Origin of the sequence: Afipia sp. Root123D2, assembly GCF_001425835.1 — a bacterium.
Taxonomy (GTDB): Bacteria; Pseudomonadota; Alphaproteobacteria; order Rhizobiales; family Xanthobacteraceae; genus Afipia.
The window spans coordinates 678,326-697,765 of record NZ_LMDP01000002.1 but is presented as its reverse complement, the minus strand read 5'-3'; the positions used below and the strand labels follow the sequence as shown (position 1 = coordinate 697,765).

At 57.5% G+C, this 19,440-nt stretch carries 19 protein-coding genes and 1 pseudogene; 12 read left to right on the top strand and 8 right to left on the bottom strand.

Features of this window, described 5'->3' with window-relative positions; genetic code table 11:
- The first annotated feature begins 671 nt into the window (after window positions 1-671).
- Window positions 672-2,012, top strand: coding sequence for a cyclopropane fatty acid synthase (locus ASC80_RS12415; RefSeq protein WP_082512552.1), 1,341 nt, complete (start codon window positions 672-674; stop codon window positions 2,010-2,012).
- On the opposite strand, the pseudogene ASC80_RS23125 reads toward ASC80_RS12415, so the two are convergent.
- Window positions 1,938-2,284 (bottom strand): annotated as a pseudogene (locus ASC80_RS23125) (universal stress protein). The gene ASC80_RS12415 and the pseudogene ASC80_RS23125 sit on opposite strands and share 75 nt — an antisense overlap.
- 261 nt (window positions 2,285-2,545) lie before the next feature.
- On the opposite strand from ASC80_RS23125, the gene ASC80_RS12410 reads away from it, so the two are divergent.
- Together ASC80_RS12410 and ASC80_RS12405 are read left to right on the top strand one after the other, a co-directional pair.
- Entirely contained in the window at window positions 2,546-3,199 is a 654-nt protein-coding gene (locus ASC80_RS12410; protein ID WP_056297357.1) for a BON domain-containing protein, read from the top strand.
- 56 nt (window positions 3,200-3,255) lie between these two features.
- Window positions 3,256-3,825, top strand: coding sequence for an HPF/RaiA family ribosome-associated protein (locus ASC80_RS12405; RefSeq protein ID WP_056297355.1), 570 nt, complete (start codon window positions 3,256-3,258; stop codon window positions 3,823-3,825).
- A 61-nt stretch (window positions 3,826-3,886) separates the two neighbouring features.
- On the opposite strand, the gene ASC80_RS12400 is transcribed toward ASC80_RS12405, so the two are convergent.
- Complete coding sequence (locus ASC80_RS12400; protein WP_056297354.1) at window positions 3,887-4,153, bottom strand: BON domain-containing protein; 267 nt, start codon at window positions 4,151-4,153, stop codon at window positions 3,887-3,889.
- A 320-nt stretch (window positions 4,154-4,473) separates the two neighbouring features.
- Between ASC80_RS12400 and polX the strand changes: the two genes are divergently transcribed.
- Window positions 4,474-6,180 (top strand): DNA polymerase/3'-5' exonuclease PolX, encoded by a 1,707-nt coding sequence (polX, locus tag ASC80_RS12390; RefSeq protein ID WP_056297352.1) that lies wholly within the window; start codon window positions 4,474-4,476, stop codon window positions 6,178-6,180.
- Window positions 6,181-6,289: 109 nt separating this feature from the next.
- Window positions 6,290-7,315: a ribose-phosphate diphosphokinase gene (locus ASC80_RS12385; protein WP_056297351.1), complete on the top strand. Its 1,026-nt coding sequence runs from the start codon at window positions 6,290-6,292 to the stop codon at window positions 7,313-7,315.
- A gap of 13 nt (window positions 7,316-7,328) precedes the next feature.
- On the opposite strand, the gene ASC80_RS12380 is transcribed toward ASC80_RS12385, so the two are convergent.
- On the bottom strand, window positions 7,329-8,276 hold the full coding sequence (locus ASC80_RS12380; RefSeq protein WP_156464378.1) for a hypothetical protein: 948 nt from the start codon (window positions 8,274-8,276) through the stop codon (window positions 7,329-7,331).
- A gap of 231 nt (window positions 8,277-8,507) precedes the next feature.
- Between ASC80_RS12380 and ASC80_RS12375 the strand changes: the two genes are divergently transcribed.
- Window positions 8,508-9,248 carry a dienelactone hydrolase family protein gene (locus ASC80_RS12375; protein ID WP_156464377.1) on the top strand — a complete coding sequence of 247 codons (741 nt, stop codon included), beginning with the start codon at window positions 8,508-8,510 and terminating at the stop codon, window positions 9,246-9,248.
- Window positions 9,248-9,910: a phosphoribosyltransferase gene (locus ASC80_RS12370; RefSeq protein ID WP_056297350.1), complete on the top strand. Its 663-nt coding sequence runs from the start codon at window positions 9,248-9,250 to the stop codon at window positions 9,908-9,910. Before ASC80_RS12375 ends, ASC80_RS12370 begins: the two co-directional genes overlap by 1 nt.
- Window positions 9,911-9,935: 25 nt before the next feature.
- Here ASC80_RS12370 and ASC80_RS12365 read toward each other — a convergent pair whose 3' ends face one another.
- From ASC80_RS12365 to ASC80_RS23120, 4 genes are all read right to left on the bottom strand, one after another.
- Window positions 9,936-10,145, bottom strand: a complete 210-nt coding sequence (locus ASC80_RS12365) for a ChaB family protein (protein ID WP_056297349.1) — start codon at window positions 10,143-10,145, stop codon at window positions 9,936-9,938.
- 25 nt (window positions 10,146-10,170) lie between these two features.
- Window positions 10,171-10,590, bottom strand: a complete 420-nt coding sequence (locus ASC80_RS12360) for a DUF3775 domain-containing protein (RefSeq protein WP_056297348.1) — start codon at window positions 10,588-10,590, stop codon at window positions 10,171-10,173.
- Window positions 10,591-11,268: 678 nt separating this feature from the next.
- A complete protein-coding gene (locus ASC80_RS12355) occupies window positions 11,269-12,612 on the bottom strand; it encodes an AtzE family amidohydrolase (RefSeq protein WP_056297347.1) in 1,344 nt (447 codons plus the stop codon).
- Window positions 12,609-12,785, bottom strand: coding sequence for a DUF4089 domain-containing protein (locus tag ASC80_RS23120; RefSeq protein ID WP_082512548.1), 177 nt, complete (start codon window positions 12,783-12,785; stop codon window positions 12,609-12,611). The genes ASC80_RS12355 and ASC80_RS23120 overlap by 4 nt, the downstream gene beginning before the upstream one ends.
- A 365-nt stretch (window positions 12,786-13,150) precedes the next feature.
- On the opposite strand from ASC80_RS23120, the gene ASC80_RS12350 reads away from it, so the two are divergent.
- Window positions 13,151-14,773: an ABC transporter substrate-binding protein gene (locus ASC80_RS12350; RefSeq protein WP_082512547.1), complete on the top strand. Its 1,623-nt coding sequence runs from the start codon at window positions 13,151-13,153 to the stop codon at window positions 14,771-14,773.
- Window positions 14,774-15,010: 237 nt separating this feature from the next.
- Here the strand turns inward: ASC80_RS12350 and ASC80_RS24775 are convergent, their stop codons facing one another.
- Window positions 15,011-15,139 carry a competence protein CoiA family protein gene (locus ASC80_RS24775; protein WP_156464376.1) on the bottom strand — a complete coding sequence of 43 codons (129 nt, stop codon included), beginning with the start codon at window positions 15,137-15,139 and terminating at the stop codon, window positions 15,011-15,013.
- A gap of 179 nt (window positions 15,140-15,318) precedes the next feature.
- On the opposite strand from ASC80_RS24775, the gene ASC80_RS12345 reads away from it, so the two are divergent.
- From ASC80_RS12345 to ASC80_RS12330, 4 genes are read left to right on the top strand one after another with little or no spacing between them, the layout of a single operon-like run.
- A complete protein-coding gene (locus ASC80_RS12345) occupies window positions 15,319-16,515 on the top strand; it encodes an acyl-CoA dehydrogenase family protein (RefSeq protein ID WP_056297342.1) in 1,197 nt (398 codons plus the stop codon).
- A 1-nt stretch (window position 16,516) separates the two neighbouring features.
- Window positions 16,517-17,734 carry a M20 family metallopeptidase gene (locus tag ASC80_RS12340; RefSeq protein WP_056297337.1) on the top strand — a complete coding sequence of 406 codons (1,218 nt, stop codon included), beginning with the start codon at window positions 16,517-16,519 and terminating at the stop codon, window positions 17,732-17,734.
- Complete coding sequence (locus tag ASC80_RS12335; RefSeq protein ID WP_056297334.1) at window positions 17,731-18,381, top strand: GntR family transcriptional regulator; 651 nt, start codon at window positions 17,731-17,733, stop codon at window positions 18,379-18,381. Before ASC80_RS12340 ends, ASC80_RS12335 begins: the two co-directional genes overlap by 4 nt.
- 18 nt (window positions 18,382-18,399) lie before the next feature.
- On the top strand, window positions 18,400-19,437 hold the full coding sequence (locus ASC80_RS12330) for an ABC transporter substrate-binding protein (protein ID WP_056297331.1): 1,038 nt from the start codon (window positions 18,400-18,402) through the stop codon (window positions 19,435-19,437).
- The last annotated feature ends 3 nt before the right edge of the window (window positions 19,438-19,440 follow it).

Genomic DNA, 19,440 nt, shown 5'->3' with positions numbered 1-19,440 from the left:
CCCTGACCATGCCGTGGGCCAAGCATCGTCAGACGCGGCTGCTATGATCCGTAAGATATTTTCCCTGTTAAGTCGCGTAGGGAATTCGCTGAGATAGCGCTGCGGCGCAGCCATTTTACGATCACAATCTCCAAATCGTGGCCCGAAATCGCGGATTTCCCTGTAAAATTCCCTGTTACAGGGAAAATTTCGCGGAGACTGGTTCGCATATGACTGCGTCAGCCACCACGCATTCTCTGGGATGTGCTGACACTTTGAGAACGACTCGATTTCGTTTTGAGAACGACTCGATCCTACATCCCTCTGACACGGCTGACGAATTTCGCCTCGATTTTTTCGCGCGTTTTTGAGCCCGAAAAACCGAGGGGGCAGCTGGGACATTTTCATATGCATCGCTCCAGTCGGCGCGGCACCACCGCGGGTGATCCAGGGTGGTCAAATTGCGTCTTCTGCGGCACAGCGGTGGGAAAGTCTGCGCGTTCTCGCGAGCACATCGTCCCGATGTGGCTGCTGCGCGCTACCCGACAGTCTTGCAGCGACTTGATATGCATCAAACAGAATGAAGGCGGGCATGATCAGTTGTTATCAAGCACCAAGAGGCGGGTGTTCCTTTGAAACGAAATCTCGTTGGCTCAAGGTTACCCGCTTCGATATCCGAGATATCGGATCGAATGATCGCCTACGTTCTGCACCTTGCGTTTCGTGCGTTCGTTCATACTGGTGATTTCAGCGTATCGACTGCCGACGGCGGGAGTTTTCGCGTAGGCGATGGGACTGGAGAGCCGCTGGCGATCCGGTTTATGACGGTATCCGCAGAGTTGGCTGTCCTCCTTGATCCGGACCTCAGGTTCGCCGAGCTATACGTGGACGGCGAAATCGTCCTCGAACGGGGATCGCTTGCTGGCCTGCTGGCAATGCTGCTCTCACAGGATCGCACCGCAAATCCCACGCTATGGGCAAGGCCTCAGTGGCTATTGAGGTATATCGGGCGCAGGCTGAAGCAGTTCAATTCCCGCAACAGGGCGAAAGCCAATATTGCTCATCACTACGACCTGGATGGAAGGCTCTACTCGATCTTCCTCGATGCCAGCCGTCAATATAGTTGCGCCTACTTTGAAAAGCCTGATCAAACGCTCGATGATGCGCAGCGCGCCAAGATGCGGCACGTGGCTGGCAAATTGTTGCTGGGTCCGGATCGGCGCGTTCTCGATATCGGTTCGGGATGGGGTGGGCTTGGTTGCTACCTCGCCGAGAATTGCGGTGCGCAGGTTGATGGGGTAACTTTGTCCGATGAGCAGTTAGAGTATTCGCGCGCTCGCGCTGGCGATGCTGGATGTGACGGCAAGATCCAGTTTCTCCTCAAGGATTATCGCGACCTTCATCGAGTCTACGACCGCATTGTGTCGGTCGGAATGTTCGAGCATGTCGGTCGGGGCTTTTACAGCGCATTCTTTAAAAAATGCTATGAGCTGCTCTCTGACGACGGCGTCTTTTTGCTACATTCGTGCGGCCGTTCTGACGGGCCTGGGATCACCAATCCGTGGCTCGCCAAATACATCTTTCCGGGCGGCTATATTCCCGCTCTCTCGGAGGTGCTGCCAGCTATTGAACGCGCAGGGTTCCCGGTAACCGATATCGAGATCTTGCGCCTGCATTACGCCGATACGCTCAAGACGTGGCGCGAGCGGTTCTTGGCACGGCGCGGCGAAGTAGTGAATCTCTATGACGAGCGATTCTGTCGCATGTGGGAATTATATCTCGCTTCATCAGAGATGGCGTTTCGCGAAGAGGGGATGATGGTTTTCCAGATTCAAATGACAAAGAGACAAGGCGTGGTGCCAAACACGCGCGACTACATCGCAGAGAACGAGACATATCTGAGAAGCAAAGAAGCGAATCCCGTTCGAACCTGTGGGGGCGAAACGACGGGTTATCCGCTATGGCACGACAATGACAGCACAGGGCGCGAGGCTGGTCAGCTTCTGGGACACGCTGCCGAGGAGCAGCCTTGAAAGGCGTCCGCTGCCTCGCCGTCCAATCACGATGGCATCCTCCATAATCGTATCATCGTATCTAAGATTGCTTCGGCGGGATCGCCCCACCGCTGAAGAGTTTTGACCGGTTTCACACCAGTCCAGCCGGCTCGTTGTTGCGCTTCCTGTAGAAGTCGCTCGGAGAGATCCGAAGTATGTGTCTTGGTGAGCCTAAAATCCGTTTGCTCTGGCGCAGCCGGGCTTTCGCCAACGGTCACGATCTTCAAGGTGCCGTGGGCGGCTTTGGCCATTGCGGCTGCCACATCCAGTGCTCGCCCGGCACTTTCAGACCATCGGTAGCGACCAGAAAATTCCTGAATATCGGCAGGTATTTGCTCTCCCTCCTGTTGAATCTTTGACTACTGAACTCATGGCTGACCGCGCCGATCCCGATCGACTCTTATGAAAGTTCGGCCTGAAACGTTCGACCTGCCTTGACCTGCATCAACAATCCTGCCGGCGAGGTTGGGCAATCTTTGGTTGGTAATTATCCGGCGCTCAGGAGGCAGATCATGAACGAACTGAAACTGCGCGACGATATCCTGGACGAGCTTGCTTACGAACCCATCGTCGACCCGGTTCATATTGGCGTGGCCGTGGATCAGGACGTTGTAACCCTTACAGGACATGTCGGCAGCTATGCGCAGAAGCTGGCGGCACTATCTGCGGTGCGTCGGGTTAGGGGCGTACATGGAATCGCGGATGAGATCGAAGTACGCAATTCTTCGGATAAAAAAATGGCCGACGATGAGGTCGCTAAGCGCGCTATCAATGTGCTGTCGTGGGACAGTGTCATTCCGAGCAATGCAATCCAGGTGACGGTTCGGGACGGCCTCGTGACTTTGACCGGGAAGGTCAACTGGTTCTATCAAAAAAGCAGCGCCGAGCGCGACATTCGACGGCTATCGGGGGTGCGCAGCGTCGTCAACAACATCGAAATTGAGCCGCATGCGAAGCCCGACAACGTGAAGAGGAAGATCGAAGCGGCCCTGAAACGGCAAGCCGAAATCGAAGCCAAGGACATACGGGTCACCGTTCGGGACGGCGATGAAGTCTTGCTTGAAGGCAAGGTTCGAAACTGGGACGAGAAGTTTTCAGTGAGCAACGCAGCCTGGTCGGCACCCGGTGTGAAGAACGTCAAGGATAAGTTGACGGTAGAGTCGTAGCAGTATCGGTAGATCCGATGGTCACGTGTGCGCCTCGATTGATTGAGGAGTGAACAATGCAAACGCCAGTTCGAACGGAATTCCAGGAGATGGCTGCCAGTCCCGCGGTTGAGGCCATGATCGCGGATCATGTGAAGAAGCTTGAACAGCTCTATGGTCGCATTACAGCGTGCCGGATCGTCGTCAAGGGACCGGGGAATCGACAAAAAACCGGCGGCCAGTACGATATCCATATTCGATTGGCGCTACCGGATGGTCGAGAAGTCGATATCGGGCGGACGCCGAAGGAAGATGAGCGACATTCGGATTTGCTATTTGCCATTAACGATGCGTTCAAGCGGGCAGGCAGGCGGCTTCAGGATAAGGCGCGGCGTATGGCAGGGATGGTCAAGAGCCACGAGGGGCAGCCCGTCGGAACCGTGGCGCGGCTGGACCCCGCCGGCGAATTCGGATTCCTTCGATCAAGCGATGGGGATGAGATTTATTTCCACCGCAACAGCGTTCTTGACGGAGCGTTTTCCGAACTGGCTGTCGGCTCCCGGGTCGTGTTTACCGATGAACTCGGCGAAAAGGGCGTGCAGGCAACCACGGTGAAACTGCTCGAAAAACACGGGTTGCGGGCCTGATGCCTCGTTCACCAGTTGCCGGTTCCCCGAGTAACTTTCGGCAGTTTGTGCAGAGCCGAGTTCACTGCCATCCGCCGGCGGGACGGATGATCAGATTGTCGTTGACCGCGCATACATCAGGGACCGATTCAGCGGCAACCTTGATGGCCTTCCGTTCCGTTGTGGATCCGGCAACGCCCCAGAGGTCCACGACGCCCGCATTGACAGTGACGTTTAGCAGCGCCGTATGCGCCCACGGCTGTTTCTTCAGGTGAGATAGTATCTGTTTCCGGATGGTCGTATCGGAAAGCGGATTTTTTGAGGCGCTGCCGTCGTTGATACAAATCAACAGTTACGCGAAGTCGCCGGCTGTGATGGATTGAATGCCGAGGCCTTGGTAAGCGGATCGCGCTGTGTCCGCCGACCCGCCAACATCGATGCTGCGGCAAGCATCCTCGATCACGAGGACGACGATCGTTCTCACGAAAGCCAAATATGAATTGACCGTGCGACGATGTCGTCCGGCCGTTTTCCCGGACGCATCGAGGCGAATGAAAATGATCGCGCAGGTGTGCACCCCCGGCAGATGCTGATTTGAATCAATCCGGGCGTTGTGAGCGATGCGATATTTTACAAGCGCGAATTGCGACCTTCCTGGACCATTCGAATATGCCCGTGCAGAACGCGGAAATCGCCGCCATGTTCGACCAGGCTGCCGAACTCCTTGAGATTGGCGGAGAGAACCAGTTTCGCGTGCGCGCCTACCGCCGTGCTACGCGCGAGATCGAAGGCCTGCCAAAGGCGGTCACGAGCCTGCTGGAGTCCGGAAGCGATTTGTCGGAGTTGCCGGGGATCGGCAAGGATCTCGCTGGCAAGATCGCCGATATCGTCAAGACCGGGCATTTCGATCTGCTCGATATGCTGAAACGGAAATTGCCCGGCGAACTCGGTGATATCGCTGCGCTTCCCGGGCTCGGACCGAAGCGCATCAAGCTGCTCTACGACAAACTCAAGGCGCGTACCCTGAAAGATCTTCGCCAGGTCATCAAGGCCGGCCGATTGCGCGAGCTCCGCGGCTTCGGCCCTGGGATCGAGAAGAAACTGCTCGGTGCGCTGGAAAGGCCCCAGGCCCCCAAGCGGTTCAAGCTCTCGGTGGCCGAAGCCGAGGCCGAAGCGTTGGTGGCCTTTCTACGCGGCAGCGGGCGCGCCGTGGTCGCCGGCAGCTATCGCCGGCGCCGCGACACGGTCGGTGATCTTGATGTGCTGGTAACCGCGAAGAACGGCGCGGCGGTCGGAAACAGGCTGGTCGAGTACGAAAATGTCGCACAGGTTGTCGCTCACGGGCCAACGCGCACCACCGTGATGCTGCGTTCCGGTCTACAGGTCGATGTTCGCGCGGTGCCGGAAGAAAGCTACGGCGCGGCGCTGCTGTATTTCACGGGCTCGAAAGCTCACAACATTGCGCTGCGCGGTCTCGCCAACCAGCACGGTTGGAAGCTGAACGAATACGGATTGTTCTCCGGCAAACGACGGATCGCCGGCGCCACGGAGAAAGATGTCTATGAAAAGCTCGGGCTGGCATTCATCCCGCCGGAGTTGCGTGAGGATCGCGGGGAGGTCGCGGCGTCGCGGGCCGGCAGGCTGCCCACACTTGTAAAACTTTCCGATGTACGAGGCGACCTTCACGTGCACTCCGATTGGACCGACGGCACGGTCCCCATCGCAGGGATGGCAGAAGCGGCGCAGGCGCAGGGCTACGAATACATCGCCCTGACCGATCACAGCCGGCGTGTCGCCATGGCGCATGGTCTCGATCCGGCGCGTTTGGCCCGCCAAATCCACGAAATCGACCGGCTTAACGAGAAGTTCAAGAACTTCACGATCCTCAAGGGTATCGAGGTCGATATCCTCCGGGATGGCAGTCTCGACCTGCCGGATTCAAGCCTGGCGAAGCTGGATGTTGTGGTGGCCGCTGTGCATTCGCATTTTGACCTGCCGCGCCAGGCACAGACCGATCGCGTCGTCCGTGCCCTGGAGAACCGCCATGTGACTATCCTTGCGCATCCGACCGGGCGCCTGATCGGCGAGCGCGACCCCTACGCTATCGATATGGATGCCGTGATCTCGGCGGCGCTTAAGACCGGCTGCTACCTCGAGCTCAATTCGGAGCCGGATCGTCTCGATCTGAACGATTTTCATGCTCACGCCGCTAAGCTCGCCGGGGTAAAGCTCGCGGTCTCGACCGATTCGCATTCGATCGATGCTTTCCAGTACATGCGGTTCGGAATCGATCAGGCGCGGCGCGCCTGGCTCACGGCAGACGACGTGCTGAATACAAGGCCGCTGGAGAAATTGCGCAAGCTGCTGAAGCGGTGAGCCTCCTCAACGGTCGATGTTTTGAAAGTGCCGGGGTGGTGTTGAGCCAGGTCAAGAAATCATTCGACCCAACGGTTTAGGTTTTCTCAAATCAGGGAGGCCCGTCGCGATGCCAAGTCAGATTTGGTCGCCTTCCGCCGTTGGGCCGGTTGCAAGTCGCCATCTACGATTATTCGCTTTGAACGGAACCGCTGATCTCGGGCGCGATATTAGCAGACTGCTGGCGCACCCCCTCAGCGCACATGAGGAGCGGGATTTCGAAGACGGCGAACACAAGGTGAGACCACTCGATCCCGTTGCCGATGCTGACATCTACGTGATCCATAGCCTTCACGGTGGCCCCGACCAAAGCGCCAACGACAAGCTCTGCCGGCTGCTGTTCTTCATTGGAGCGCTGAAAGACGCCGGTGCCAGGCGCGTGACCGCGATCGCGCCTTACCTCTGCTATGCGCGAAAAGATCGTCGCACCAAGGCCAACGATCCGGTGACGACGCGCTATGTGGCGGTACTTTTCGAGGCGATCGGCTGCGATGCCGTGGTGACGCTCGAAGTACACAACGAGGCCGCCTTTGAGAATGCATTTCGCTGCCGCGCAGTGGCGTTGACGGCGGCGCCGCTGCTGATCGATGCGATCAAGACAGCCGTTGGCAACGAGCCTCTTTGCGTCGTCTCGCCGGATTTGGGTGGCGGTAAGCGCGCGGACCTGCTGCGCGAAGCGCTGGAAACCGTGCTGGGCCGGCCGGTCGGCAAGGCGTTTGCGGAAAAACATCGCAGCGCGGGGGTTGTCTCTGGCGACCTGTTCGTCGGCGACGTCGCCGACGCCACCTGCATCATCGTCGACGACCTCATCAGTACCGGTGGCACACTGGTGCGGGCGGCGCGCGCCGCGCGAGCCCATGGCGCCCGGCGAATCCTGGCATGCGTTGCTTATGGACTTTTCATGGAGGGGGCCGAAACGGCACTTGCCGATCCAGCCATCGATCGCATCATTGCCACCGACGCCGTCCCGCCATTCCGTCTTCCGGCTGGCCCGGTGCGCGACAAACTCGACATTGTGCCAGCCGCGCCATTGCTGGCCGAGGCGATCCGTCGGCTCCACGAGGACAAGCCGCTCACCGATCTTCTGGTATTTTGAAATTGCGTGAGACTTAGCGCTGCTGCACCTTGCGTCGGCTGCCGAGAATACGCTCGAGGCGCGCGGCATCGGCTGCGGCAAGTTTTAGATAGATTCGGGCGAGGCGGGGCCATTTCTCCGGCGTGCGAGGATTTACGTCGAGCAGATGGGCGATCGACAGGCGCGCGCGCAGCATCGCCCGATGACTTCGATAGAAAAGAAAAAGTCCGCTGCCGGCGTCGTCATCCAGGGCGCGCGCGAGCCGTCGCCTGATCCGCTCGGCAGCCCATAGACCGCCGAGACGTTCGCATTCAAGATGCAGGAAAGCGATTTCGTCAAGCGGATCGAGCGCCCGCAGTTTTGCGTCGAATTCCAGACAGTCGATGATCGTTACGGGCTCGCGCAGCCAGATGTGCTCGGGGCGAAGATCGCCGTGGGCATCAACGAACCGCCGCCGGTGAATTCTCTCAAACAGCACGGCGGAACGTTTTGCGGCAAAGCAACGCTGGACTTGAGCGATCCTCTCCACCGCGCCTTGAGGAAGGTCGAGGCCGGCATCGAGCAGCACCCGGCAATTATCGCCGAGCGCCTTCTGCCATGAGACAAGATACTGCTCGGGTTCGAGCTGGACCCGACGCGCATGCAGGTAAAATGCCCCGAGCGTTGCCGCGAGTCGATCAAGCTGCAAAGGCTTCAGCCAGCCCCCGCGCAACGCCGCTTCGAGAGTTTCGTTCTCCTCCAGCCGTCGCATGACCACCAGCCAATCCACGGCAGGCCCGTCGCCGGCGATCGTGAGACCTGATGGTGATAGCGTCAGCGGAACGACATCCAGATAGATGTCGGGAGCGAGCCGCCGGTTCAGCAGATATTCTGCGCGGCACGCCGCCGCGCGCCGATCCACAGTTGAAAAATCGAGATAGGGGAAGCGAACCGGCTTTTTGAGCTTGTATACGCGTTCGCCGGCCATGAAGACCCAGGACATGTGGGTCTCGCGTGCCACCACTTGCCCGGGGGCGAATGAATACGTCGCCGGGCAGCTGAGAAACCGGACTTTGTCGCCGAGAGTAGGCGCATTCTTGTCAGAAAAGGATCTGCCAGCCTCCGGCAGTGTCTGCAAAGGCTCCATCAAGCAAAATTAGCCGGATTCGTTCAGCCTTGTTTGAGGCTGATCAAGATCGGTTCCCTGCGCGGAGGTAACCTGTAAAAAAATCGGATGATCGGACCATTGTCACATAGTTCCACGTTCAGCCGTGACAGCAAGCGCAAGGACCATCCGTCGGTGGTTTCGCGAGAGATGTGGATACCGCCACTCGGTCTGGCCGGTACCTTGAACCGCCCGGACGAAGCCCGGGCCTTGGTCATCTTCGCGCATGGCAGCGGGTCGAGCCAATTCAGCCCGCGCAATATCCAGGTTGCGGAGGCGCTCAATCGCAGGGGGATCGCGACGCTGTTGTTCGACCTTCTGCTGCCCCAGGAAGAGGAGGACCGGCAGAATGTGTTCGACATCGCCCTGCTCTCCCAGCGGCTGAAGCAAGCGGTACACCGGGTGGCCGAGGAGCCAGACGTTAATTTCCTGCCGATCGGATTGTTCGGGGCGAGTACGGGCGCGGCGGCGGCTCTGGTGGCGGCCAGCGGACTCAGCGATCGCATCGGTGCGGTTGTTTCCCGTGGCGGGCGACCGGATCTTGCGGGCGACGTATTGCCACTTGTCAAAATCCCGACGCTGCTGATCGTCGGCGGCGCGGATTACGGTGTGATCGAACTCAACCAACAGGCCCTGGAGCGCCTCGGCGGCGAAAAGAGCATTCAAATCGTTCCGGGTGCCACCCATCTCTTTGAAGAAGCCGGCGCATTGGACGCCGTCATTGAACTTGCCGCCGGATGGTTCGAAAGCCATCTGGTGGCTGGAAATCTCCGCGCCACGAAAGCGGACAAGCCGGATGCAGGTCAATGATGGATTTCCAGGATAGATCGGATGCCGGCCGCAAATTGGCCAACGCACTGTCAGACTATAAGGGCCGCAGTGCTGTCGTTCTCGCGCTGCCGCGCGGCGGTGTTCCCGTGGCCGCGGAGGTCGCCGCCGCGCTCGATGCCCCGCTCGACTTGATCCTTGTCCGCAAGATAGGCGTGCCGACCCAGCCGGAACTCGCGATGGGAGCGGTCGTGGATGGCACCGCGCCGATCGTAGTTCGTAATGAGGAAGTGATCGAACTTTCAGGCACAACGCCTGACGAGTTCGATGCGGCGTGTGCAAGGGAACTCGCGGAGATCGAACGCCGACGCCAACTCTATATCGGAGAGCGCCCGCGGGCGGAGCTCACAGGGCAGGTGGTGATCGTGGTTGACGACGGCATTGCAACCGGCGCGACGACGCGAGCAGCACTTCAAGCGATCCGCAACCGGAAGCCGAAAGAACTGGTGCTCGCGGTGCCCGTTGCCCCGTCCGACACGATCACGCAGTTGCGCAAGGAGGTCGATGCCTTGATTTGCCTGGAGACGCCGGAATTATTCGGAGCGATCGGCTATTTCTACCACGACTTCCGGCAGGTCAGCGATCAGGAAGTCGTGGCCGTTCTGAAGCGCTTTCCGGCCAGGCGACCGGCTGCGATCCCCTGAATCGAGGTGGCAGCTGCGACCCACTCTATTCGATCGGCACCCAGTGATCGCCATCCTTGACGTAGGATCGCTTGACGGCCGCCCAAGCGGTACGGTGGGCGATCTCTTCCTGCCGAACGTCACCGGCGTGAGCGGCGAAGGCATGGTTGAACGCGGCCCGATAGATGTCCTGCGCATGCGGCGGAAGGTGATCGCGGACCGACGCGGGAAGATCGGCATTGCTGCGGTACGGCATGGCTTTTCCGACGAAGGATTGCCTCTCAGAACAAATCGGCCTCAACTTCTTCTGATGAATGGCCGAACTTCGACAGCGCTTCTTCCAGATGATCGGCCAGCATCGGCTTTGCCAACAGATAGGCGGCTGTCCGCTTGTTGTGCGCACGGGCGGCTTCGGCGCGAAGTTCATCCCAATTTTCGATATCGCCGTCACCGCGTCCGAGCCAGGTGAGGGCAACCAGATCAATCTGCTCGTCGTCGTTCAAGTCGTGGATAAAACTCGTTAGTTCAGCGAGTACCGGATCGTCGGTTCGATCCTCCAAAACTGAACGCATGCCGTCATCGCTCCCATTGGAGCCTGATTCCGGATCGGTGAGGCCGTCCTTGGCATCGAATTGGCGAGCTTTGGCAACGATGAAGTACGCCTTTTGCGGCGAAATCGACAGGGTTGGGAGTTCGGCCATGGCACGCCTCACAAAATTTCAAGAGATGGAGTTTTAGGGCGCTCGCAAGGAGCCGGGGTTGAGCGAGATCAAGTGATCGGAAATTCGGGGATGCGGTAATGCATTCCCGGTGCTCGTGGTTCGACGACCGCACCAAGGAGTGTTCACGGCGCTGGCATCGTTGACGTGACAGATATCTGGAGGGTCTTGGCTATCCGCGTAGTAGTAAATCGTGAAGCTATAAAGTGCGGACGGACCAATGGCATCCATGTGGAGCTGGGCAGAAACACACTTCTGTCCAGCCCCCCTGCATGTCGATGAGTTGCGTACTACGTCTTCGCGCCAGCTGGCCTGAAGCTTGCCGCAACGGCACCCGCCTTGGCGAACGCTGACTTGCGCTTCGCGACGCGCTCCGGGTTTCGATGCCGACTTATTCCATCGCTAACTTCGCACCCGGCGGTCAAGGCGGCCTATGCCGTTCGCGGTCTTGCGCTGGGGCGCTCAGTCTCTACTGCAACGGTACCGGAGACATAGTTGCGCACTTTGGCGGAGGCTGTCTCTGGGAGTAAAAAATTCTGTTCCTGGCAGCTGAGCGGGTGCGTTCGACAAGACCCTTTGTCGCAGCCGGTATGTCGTGAGATTTTGTTCGATATCAACGGACATAACAGTCAATGTCAAAACCAATATGGCAAAAACAATCTACCTGCTTGAGGTGGCGAGAGCGCGCTCGAGCTTGAGCGCGGTTGCCAACAAGAGATGCTCGCTGTTGGGTCGCCCAACGAGTTGCACTCCGATAGGGAGTGGCGAAGCACCAGCTATCGGCAGACATATGATTGGAAACCCCACAGACGAAATCGGCTGAGTAAAACGTCCAATCGTCGGGCGCACCGGATAGGAGCTGCCGTCAAGCTCTATGACTTCCTCGCCAAAGCGCGGAGCAACAAAAGGACTCGCTGGCAACAGCAGCAGATCGACCTCGTCAAACAGCTTTTCGAGTTGTGTACGGAACCACGCTTGAAATTGTTTAGCCTTGATGTACCAGGCAGCCGGGAGCAGGGCACCGGCGAGGAAGCGGTAGCGGGTCGAAGGATCAAATAACTCCGGATGACGCCGCAGGTCTTCCAGCCGGAGCGCCGAGGCTTCGCTGCTTGTGATCGCATATGCAGCTGCACGCGCGGTATCCGGGACTGGAATCTTGACCATCCGATGCTCCCGGAATTGATCGCAGGCAATCTTGAGCGCCAACCGTACATCATCGGACATGCGTTCAGCGAAGTATCCATCCGCCAAGCCCACGACTGGAGTACGATTGTCGTCGATCGAGGGATCTTCTCCGCTGAGTGCGCGCCATGCGAGTGCGACGTCACTGACGCAGCTTCCGATCCAGCCGACATGATCCTGGCTGGGTGCCAGCGGGATCATTCCTGCACGACTGACCCGACCGAAGGTGGGCTTCATACCCACCGCGCCACAAAACGATGCCGGAATACGGATCGACCCGTTGGTATCGGTGCCAAGTGCCAGTGGGACCATTCCTGCGGCTACAGCTGCGCCTGTTCCGCCGGAAGATCCGCCCGCGGTCCGTTCCAGATTGTGCGGATTGCGGGTTCGCCCGTAGTGAGCATTGTCAGTGAGGAAGCCGTAGGCGAATTCCTCCATGTTGAGTGCGCCGACAAGAATGGCGCCAGCCTGTTCCAGCGCTTGAACGGCACTTGCGTCTTTGGTAGCCGGTGATTTCGATGCCAGCACGCGCGATCCAGCGAGTGTGACGATGCCTTCAATGTCAAAGAGGTCTTTTGCCGCGAACGGAACGCCAGCAAGGATACCTGGGTTTCCACCTGAGCCAACGACAGCATCGATCTCTTTAGCGCGCTGACGTGCGCGCTCCGCCGTAACCGTCGTAAATGCATTGATTGCGCGATCCTTGGCGGCAATAACTCCCAGTGCGCGGTCTATAATCTCCGTTGCGCGGAGATGACCGCCGCGAACCTGTTCAGCGATTTCGGAAACACTCGGAAGCATGGTTCGACCGTCCAGAATCATTTGTCGGTATCGGTTGTCGGAAGGTCAAATTGGAGAAGAGGTTTGATAAGAGATTCGTTTAGCTCCAGCTGTGCGACAACATGCTCGCGATAGGTGTCGGAAATGGTGATTCCGACGCATGCTGCCGCTCCATCGAGCCACTTTTCAGTTCGCTTACGATCCTCGCTTATCATTCTCTCTCCTTCTTTCTTTTATAGGAACGCCAAGCTTGCCGAGTCGTTCTGCGAATGACGTGGGGTACCGAGAGAGGTGCGTTGGTCGCTAGCCATAATGAATATGACTTATCAAACGCATCTCCCATGGAAGCAGACGGCAACACCGGCCACCAGCGTGCGTCAAAGTGCTTCGTGCGCGTGTTCTATATAATAGAAACAGCTTTTTGCATGTTGACATAAATCGATCCTTTGTAAAGATGGGAAATAGCCGTAGGGCCAATGCGGCGATTTGGGAGAACGATCAGATGCGCTGCTTAGGGATGGAATACCTGTCCCGAGGCCTGTGGCATGGTGCCGCTCAGTTGTGAGGAAGGGTAACCAAAATGGATTTCTCTTATAGAGACCGGTTGAAGCTGCTGGGTGGCTTAGCCGCCGCCACCGGCCTGCATAGCAGCGGAGTTTTACCCGCACTTGATATCGTCGGTGGAGCGTTTGCGCAGGATGTCGCGAAGAAAGCCTTGCGCGTGACCATTATCCCTGAACCGCCGATTCTCAATTCGGCGTTCAACACAGCCATCATGGTTCAGCAGATTTCGACCAAGATGCTGGACGGCCTTTTGACCTATGATAAAAAATTCGATCCGATGCCGTCTCTTGCGATCGAATGGAAGGTCGCGGACGACGGCTTGTCGATTGCCTTCAAACTCAGGCCTAACGTGAAATGGCACGACGGTGCGCCGTTCTCCTCGGCTGACGTGAAGTATACGTTCGAGGAAGTCTTAAAGAAGCATCATCCGCGAGGACGTGCGACATTTGCTAATGTCGATTCCGTCGAGACCCCGGACTCATTGACGGCGATCATCAAGCTGAGCAAGCCGTCGCCCTACGTGATGGCGGCGCTCTCTGCCTCGGAGTCTCCGATCCTGCCGAAGCACCTATATGAAGGAGGCGATCCTCCGACAAACAAGCTGGGTATGGCTCCTGTAGGCACAGGCCCTTACAAGTTCGTTGAGTGGCAGCGGGGTAGCTATATCAGCCTTGCCCGTAACCCCGACTATTGGGTGAAGGGTAAGCCGGAGATTGAATCGCTGGTCGTGCGATTTATTCCCGATTCCGGTGCCCGCGCCGTGGCTTTTGAAACCGGAGAGCTCGATATCGGTGGTACCGATCCCGTTGCGCTCGCCGATCTCGAACGCATCAAGAGCATACCTCACCTTGCGGTGACGACTGAAGGCTACGCCATGTGCGGCGCCATGTATTATTTCGAATTCAACATGCGGGATCCTCAGTTCAAGGATCTGAGGGTGCGTCAGGCAATCGCACATGCGATCAACCGCGATTTTGTGGCGAAGAATGTCTGGTTCGGTTACGGTTCCGCAGCAACGGGACCGGTATCCCAGAAGCTGGTGAAGTTCTACAATCCGGACGTTCCAAAGTATCCCTTCGATCCCAAGAAGGCGGAAGCGCTACTTGATGCGGCCGGTTTCCCGCGAAAGGCCGGCGGCGTTCGCTTTCGGATCACGCATGATCCTTCGACTTACTCGGATCAGTATCGCCGCTTCGCAGAGTACTTCAAGCAAGCAATGCGGGCGATCGGCATCGATGTCGACATTCAGAATGCCGACGCTGCGACGTTTCAGCGGCGCATTTGGACCGACAATGTTTACCAGACCGCATCCTACGGCATCTTCAACATGTCAGATCCCACGATCGGCGTTCAACGGATGTACTGGTCCAAGAATATCCGTAAGGGCGTGCCGTATTCGAACGGGTCGGGCTACTCGAATCCGGAAATGGATAAGTTGCTCGAAGTCGCCCAAAATGAGATCGACCCGGTCAAGCGACGGGAGTTCTTCAACAAGATGCAAGTTCTGGCGATGACTGACTTGTCCATCATTCCGATCATTAACGTCGACTATACAACCGTCTACAATAAACGGGTGGAAGGTCTTACAGACGATCTGGAGGGTGTGTTCGGCACCTACGCGAACATTTCCCTGGCGTAACGGGTCACTCTGAGATGCTTATCAGTTTCTCTCTGAGTGATTTCGATCTTCACATTTCCCGGCATTTTCGCTGAGGCACGTCTAGATTTTTCATGGCGTTACTCGATGAACGCGGGGCCGGCTCTCGTTCGCCATCCTGTTCTCTTCTCTTCTGCAAATCGGAGGCGAGAACAGGTCGCGTCCGCAAGCCCTGTTCGCAGGGAATTGCGTTGGAGACCGGTTCGCGGGTGACTGCTTTCACCGCCATGGATCACAGTTGCGAGCGCTCCGATGCGCCCAATGCCAGGCTTTGCGTTCGCCGTATCTAGCGATCACTGCTGCACCGCATACGGGGCACTCGGCTGAGCGGCCCGGCTGCGCTTCCAAGTACTAGTCGTCTGGCATCAGGGCTGACCGAGATCAATCGTAAGCCTATTGGCTTTGAAGTTGCGCTGCACAAATCTCCTAAATGAGCTTCTGCCTTGCACGAGCGCGGCTTTTTCCTGTTGCGTACTGTATACAGTGTCCAGTACATTGTAGCCGAAATGAGTTTTGTGAGGCACCGGATGGACTTTGATCTGACTAAGGAGCAGCGGGATTTAATCGGATTGACTCGCGAGGTGAGCAAATCCTTTGCCGGTCGCAGTCTGGCTTACGACAAAGCTTCGGCTTTCCCGGAAGAGAACTTCAAGGAACTCAAGGCCGCCGGTTTGCACAAGCTGACTGTGCCAAAGCGCTATGGCGGACTCGGACTGTGGGGTGAGGAGGGCTATCTCTCCTACTATCTGGTGCTCATCGAAATGGCGCGTCACTGCAGTTCGACAGCGCAACTTCTGCAGGTGCACAACCATGGCGTTGGCATTGTTGCTGGAAACGGTAATCAAGATCAGCTTGATCGCTACATGCCAGGGATTGTGGAAGAGGGGCATTTGTATGCTTCGTGCGGCAGCGAGGCGTCGGTGCGAGTGTCCGGTCCTGAAAAATTCGACAGTATCCTCCGGCCAAGCGGCTCTAACTTTGTGCTGAGCGGGTTCAAGGGGTTTGCTTCCGTCGCGCCCGCTGCGGACTATTACGTTATCTGGACGCTGGTCGAGGGCGCCACGCGCATGGACGAGGGCATGGTCTTTGCCGTGGTTCCGAAGGGCCGCGATGGCGTTAAGCTTGAGGACAATTGGGATGTTCTCGGTATGCGTCCGACCGTGAGCTGGAACATCCATCTCAAGGACGTCGCGGTTGATGCATCGGAAGTCGTTGGCGGTCCGGGCGATTGGGTCCAAAAGGATCCGCGAACGTTCACGCTGGGCTTTGCGTCCAACCACCTCGGGCAGGCCAAGGCCGTATTCGATTTTGTGGCGGAATACTTGAATCGTCGGCCGGACCTCAAGGCAGGCCAGGTTGCTCTCAACGACCTGGGTGAAGCTGAAGTGCGCATTTCGGCGGCCGAAGCGGTGCTGATGCGCGCCGCGCGGAGTTGGGAAGCCGGAAACTACGATCAGGCCGAGCGGCTATCCATGCATGCTTTGTTTCTTGCGAAGCAGGCCGGCATGGATTTCGTTGTGAAAGCCTTCGATATCTGCGGTGCCCGTGCAACTTTCAACGACTCGTTGCTTAACCTCTATCTGCGGGACCTGCGGACCTTCACGCTTCATTTCCGTGAAGACCGCCTCTTGCAAATGCTGGCGTCCGCTTCGCTAGGTGAAGAATTTCACTCGAAAGCTCGTTATGGACGTCGGCTGAACGTTTCGAGCGAGGCGGCCGAATAGAATGGACGTTGCGACTGCAAACACGATAAAGGCATTCGATCGGCACAGGCTTGTCGATACGGCAGCCCAATCGGTTCGCATTAAAAGTTACAGTGGAGACGAAGTAGAGATCGCGCAGTGGACTGCGGATCGCATGTCTGAACTTGGTCTCGATGTCTCGCTCGTCGAGGTGGCTCCGCGCAGATACAATGCCATCGGTGTTTGGCGTGGCCGCGGGGGCGGCTCATCGCTGATGTACAATGGGCATATGGATACCAACCCGGTCGGCGAGGGATGGAGCCGCTCTCCGTTGGGTGGTGAGATTGACGAAGAGTTCGTTTACGGCATCGGCATTTGTAACATGAAGGCCGGCAACGCGAGTTTTCTGGAAGCTGTTGCAATGTTGAAGAATGCCGGATTCAGACCGAAGGGGGATGTGGTCCTTGCCTTCGTGCATGGCGAACTCCAGGGCGGCGTTGGCACCGTTCGTATGATCGAAAGCGGCGTTCGTGCTGACTATTTTATTGTTGGTGAACCCACGGAACTGACGCTGCTGACTCAGCACTCCGCCAGTTTCGTGTTTGAAATTACTATTCTGGGGAAGACCCGGCACCTGTCGAAGCGGGAGGACGGTGTCGATGCTATCGCCGGAATGGAAAAACTGTTGCCGCAGTTGCGGTCACTGACTTTCTCCGGTGCCGCGACCGATAGCGACCGTCTGCTTAATCGAATTAACATCGGCGTTATTCGTGCGGGAGTCTCGCGGCAGCTGCTCGATTGGCGGCCTCAACAGCTTGCCGATGTCTGTGTTGTCAAATGCGCAGGCCGTTTCGGCCCTTCGCAGACGCTCGATCAGGCGATGCGTGACATCCAGGATGTTTTAGATCGGCTCAGTGCGGAGGATCCGGCTTTCGTGGCAGAGCTGAAACTGGTTGAAGAGAACCGGATTTTCATGCCGCCCTTCAAGGTTGAGCACGATGCGCTGCCTGTTGTTGCGCTGGGTGATGTTCATAAGGAGATCTCGGGCAGTCCCGCAAAAATAGGCATGCATACACCAGCCAAGTTCTTCGGATCGGACGCGGCTCACCTGGCGAAGGCCGGCATGACCGGTGTGCTCTACGGTCCCGGTGGAAGATTCAATACGATGCCCGACGAGCGTGTTGCCATCAGCGAGATGGAAATCGCCAGTAAGGTTTATGCCGCTGCTGTTATTAATGTGACGGAGACACCTTGTCCATGAGCCTCATTGTTCGAGATCGCGTGTCCGATCAGGTCCATCGCTATCTGCGAGAGAGAATTATTGATGGTGAACTGACTGAGGGAAAGCGCCTTGTCGAAGTAGACATCGCCTCCGAGCTCGGCGTCAGTCGCACGCCCGTGCGCGAAGCCCTGTGGCAACTGCGGAGTATGAATCTGATCCGTCAAGTTGGCACCGGCTACGAAGTCACGAACGTCAAGCGTGAGCTGCTTGAGATTCTTGATGTCCGTGCCGCGCTCGAATCTTATGCGGTGCGTCGTGCTGCTGATGTCATCACCAAGGAGCAACTCGCATCGATCGCGGAGATTTGCGACGCGATGGAAAAATTGTCATTCACCGCGACCGAAAAACGAGCCAAGTGCAATCGTCGATTTCATGAAGAGTTGATCCGGTCTGCTGGAAACGACCGGTTGTTGCGCCTCGTTAGCGACTACCAGGACTATTTCACGGTCGTTCAGCCACTGTTTGACGAGAAATTCATTATCCGAACCCAGCGCGAGCACCGCGCCATTCTTGCCGCTCTCCAGAAAAGGGATGGCGAGGCTGCAGCGGCGTGCGTAACGCAGCACGTTCTCGGAGCAGCAAAGTTCATTGAATCCGATTCGGCGCGCACCGCGTCCGGTCGGTAAAAGGAGAAGGGATTGGCGATGTTGAACAGACGGCAGGCTATCGCGCTTGGTGTTTCGTCAGGCGTACTTCCATTCGTTTCCAAAATGAGCCGCGCGCAAACCCCCGCAAAGGTCATTCGTTTGATGACATGGGGTGGAAGCTGGCAGGATATCTTTCGGCCGGTAGCCGAGGCTTTCGAGAAGGACACCGGCACGAAGGTTGAGTTCATTGTCCAGTCAGGCGCAGCGGACGGTCTCAACAAGCTAACCGCTCAAAAGGCTAATCCGCAGGTGGATGTGTGGACATCCATCAGCAGCACGATGCAGGTTGCGACTAAGGCGGGTTTGCTGGCCAATCTCGATGCCGGCAAAATTCCTCAACTTGCCGAGATGCCAAAGCAGTTCGTAGGTCCCACCGGCGCTTCGATCTGGCTCTCCCCAAGGGGCATCTTTTACCGCACCGACCTTTCGCCGTTCGAGTTGAAGGATTGGAAAGATCTCTGGGATCCGCGCCTGAAAGATAAGGTGGGCGTAACGATGGCGCTCGATCGTGGAAGTTTTTTGATTGTTTCTGCCCTCCTGAATGGTGGAGACGAGCACAAGATCGACAAGGGTTTCGAAAATCTGCAGAAGCTCAAGCCAAACATCCACACCGTGTACTCAACGGATCCGGAATCGATCAAGTTGCTTGAGACGGGTGAAGTTGCCGTTATTGCCTGGGGAGCCTTGCCAAACGTCTACCGGCACCTTGGTCCGGATTCAAAATACCGATTTGTGATGCCGGCCCCTCACTTCTTGGCAGACATTCCGGTTTCCATCGTCAAGGGGCGTGGCGACGCTCAGCAAGCGGCGGCCGAGAAGTTCGTCGATTATATGCTGCAGCCCAAGTATCAAACCATTATGGCGTCCATCGCAGGGACCGTGCCGGCCAATCCCGAGGCTGCGGTGCCGGAGAAACTTCGGGGCATTATCCCGAAGCTTCCAATTCCTGACGTCTATTCGGTCGATTGGACTACGGTCAACACCCAGTACTCGATGTGGGAAGACCGCTGGGCCCGTGAAGTCCAGGTTCGATAGCGC

Bases quoted from the DNA above. Each gene is read 5' to 3' on its own strand.
- ASC80_RS12415 (WP_082512552.1), top strand. From the start codon at position 672: ATGATCGCCTACGTTCTGCACCTTGCGTTTCGTGCGTTCGTTCATACT.
- ASC80_RS12340 (WP_056297337.1), top strand. From the start codon at position 16,517: ATGGACGTTGCGACTGCAAACACGATAAAGGCATTCGATCGGCACAGG.
- ASC80_RS12380 (WP_156464378.1), bottom strand. From the start codon at position 8,276: ATGTCCTGGGTCTTCATGGCCGGCGAACGCGTATACAAGCTCAAAAAG.
- ASC80_RS12405 (WP_056297355.1), top strand. From the start codon at position 3,256: ATGCAAACGCCAGTTCGAACGGAATTCCAGGAGATGGCTGCCAGTCCC.
- ASC80_RS12375 (WP_156464377.1), top strand. From the start codon at position 8,508: ATGATCGGACCATTGTCACATAGTTCCACGTTCAGCCGTGACAGCAAG.
- ASC80_RS12410 (WP_056297357.1), top strand. From the start codon at position 2,546: ATGAACGAACTGAAACTGCGCGACGATATCCTGGACGAGCTTGCTTAC.
- ASC80_RS12330 (WP_056297331.1), top strand. From the start codon at position 18,400: ATGTTGAACAGACGGCAGGCTATCGCGCTTGGTGTTTCGTCAGGCGTA.
- ASC80_RS12365 (WP_056297349.1), bottom strand. From the start codon at position 10,145: ATGCCGTACCGCAGCAATGCCGATCTTCCCGCGTCGGTCCGCGATCAC.
- ASC80_RS12345 (WP_056297342.1), top strand. From the start codon at position 15,319: ATGGACTTTGATCTGACTAAGGAGCAGCGGGATTTAATCGGATTGACT.
- polX (WP_056297352.1), top strand. From the start codon at position 4,474: ATGCCCGTGCAGAACGCGGAAATCGCCGCCATGTTCGACCAGGCTGCC.
- ASC80_RS12385 (WP_056297351.1), top strand. From the start codon at position 6,290: ATGCCAAGTCAGATTTGGTCGCCTTCCGCCGTTGGGCCGGTTGCAAGT.
- ASC80_RS12370 (WP_056297350.1), top strand. From the start codon at position 9,248: ATGGATTTCCAGGATAGATCGGATGCCGGCCGCAAATTGGCCAACGCA.
- ASC80_RS12350 (WP_082512547.1), top strand. From the start codon at position 13,151: ATGGATTTCTCTTATAGAGACCGGTTGAAGCTGCTGGGTGGCTTAGCC.
- ASC80_RS12335 (WP_056297334.1), top strand. From the start codon at position 17,731: ATGAGCCTCATTGTTCGAGATCGCGTGTCCGATCAGGTCCATCGCTAT.
- ASC80_RS12355 (WP_056297347.1), bottom strand. From the start codon at position 12,612: ATGATTCTGGACGGTCGAACCATGCTTCCGAGTGTTTCCGAAATCGCT.
- ASC80_RS12360 (WP_056297348.1), bottom strand. From the start codon at position 10,590: ATGGCCGAACTCCCAACCCTGTCGATTTCGCCGCAAAAGGCGTACTTC.
- ASC80_RS23120 (WP_082512548.1), bottom strand. From the start codon at position 12,785: ATGATAAGCGAGGATCGTAAGCGAACTGAAAAGTGGCTCGATGGAGCG.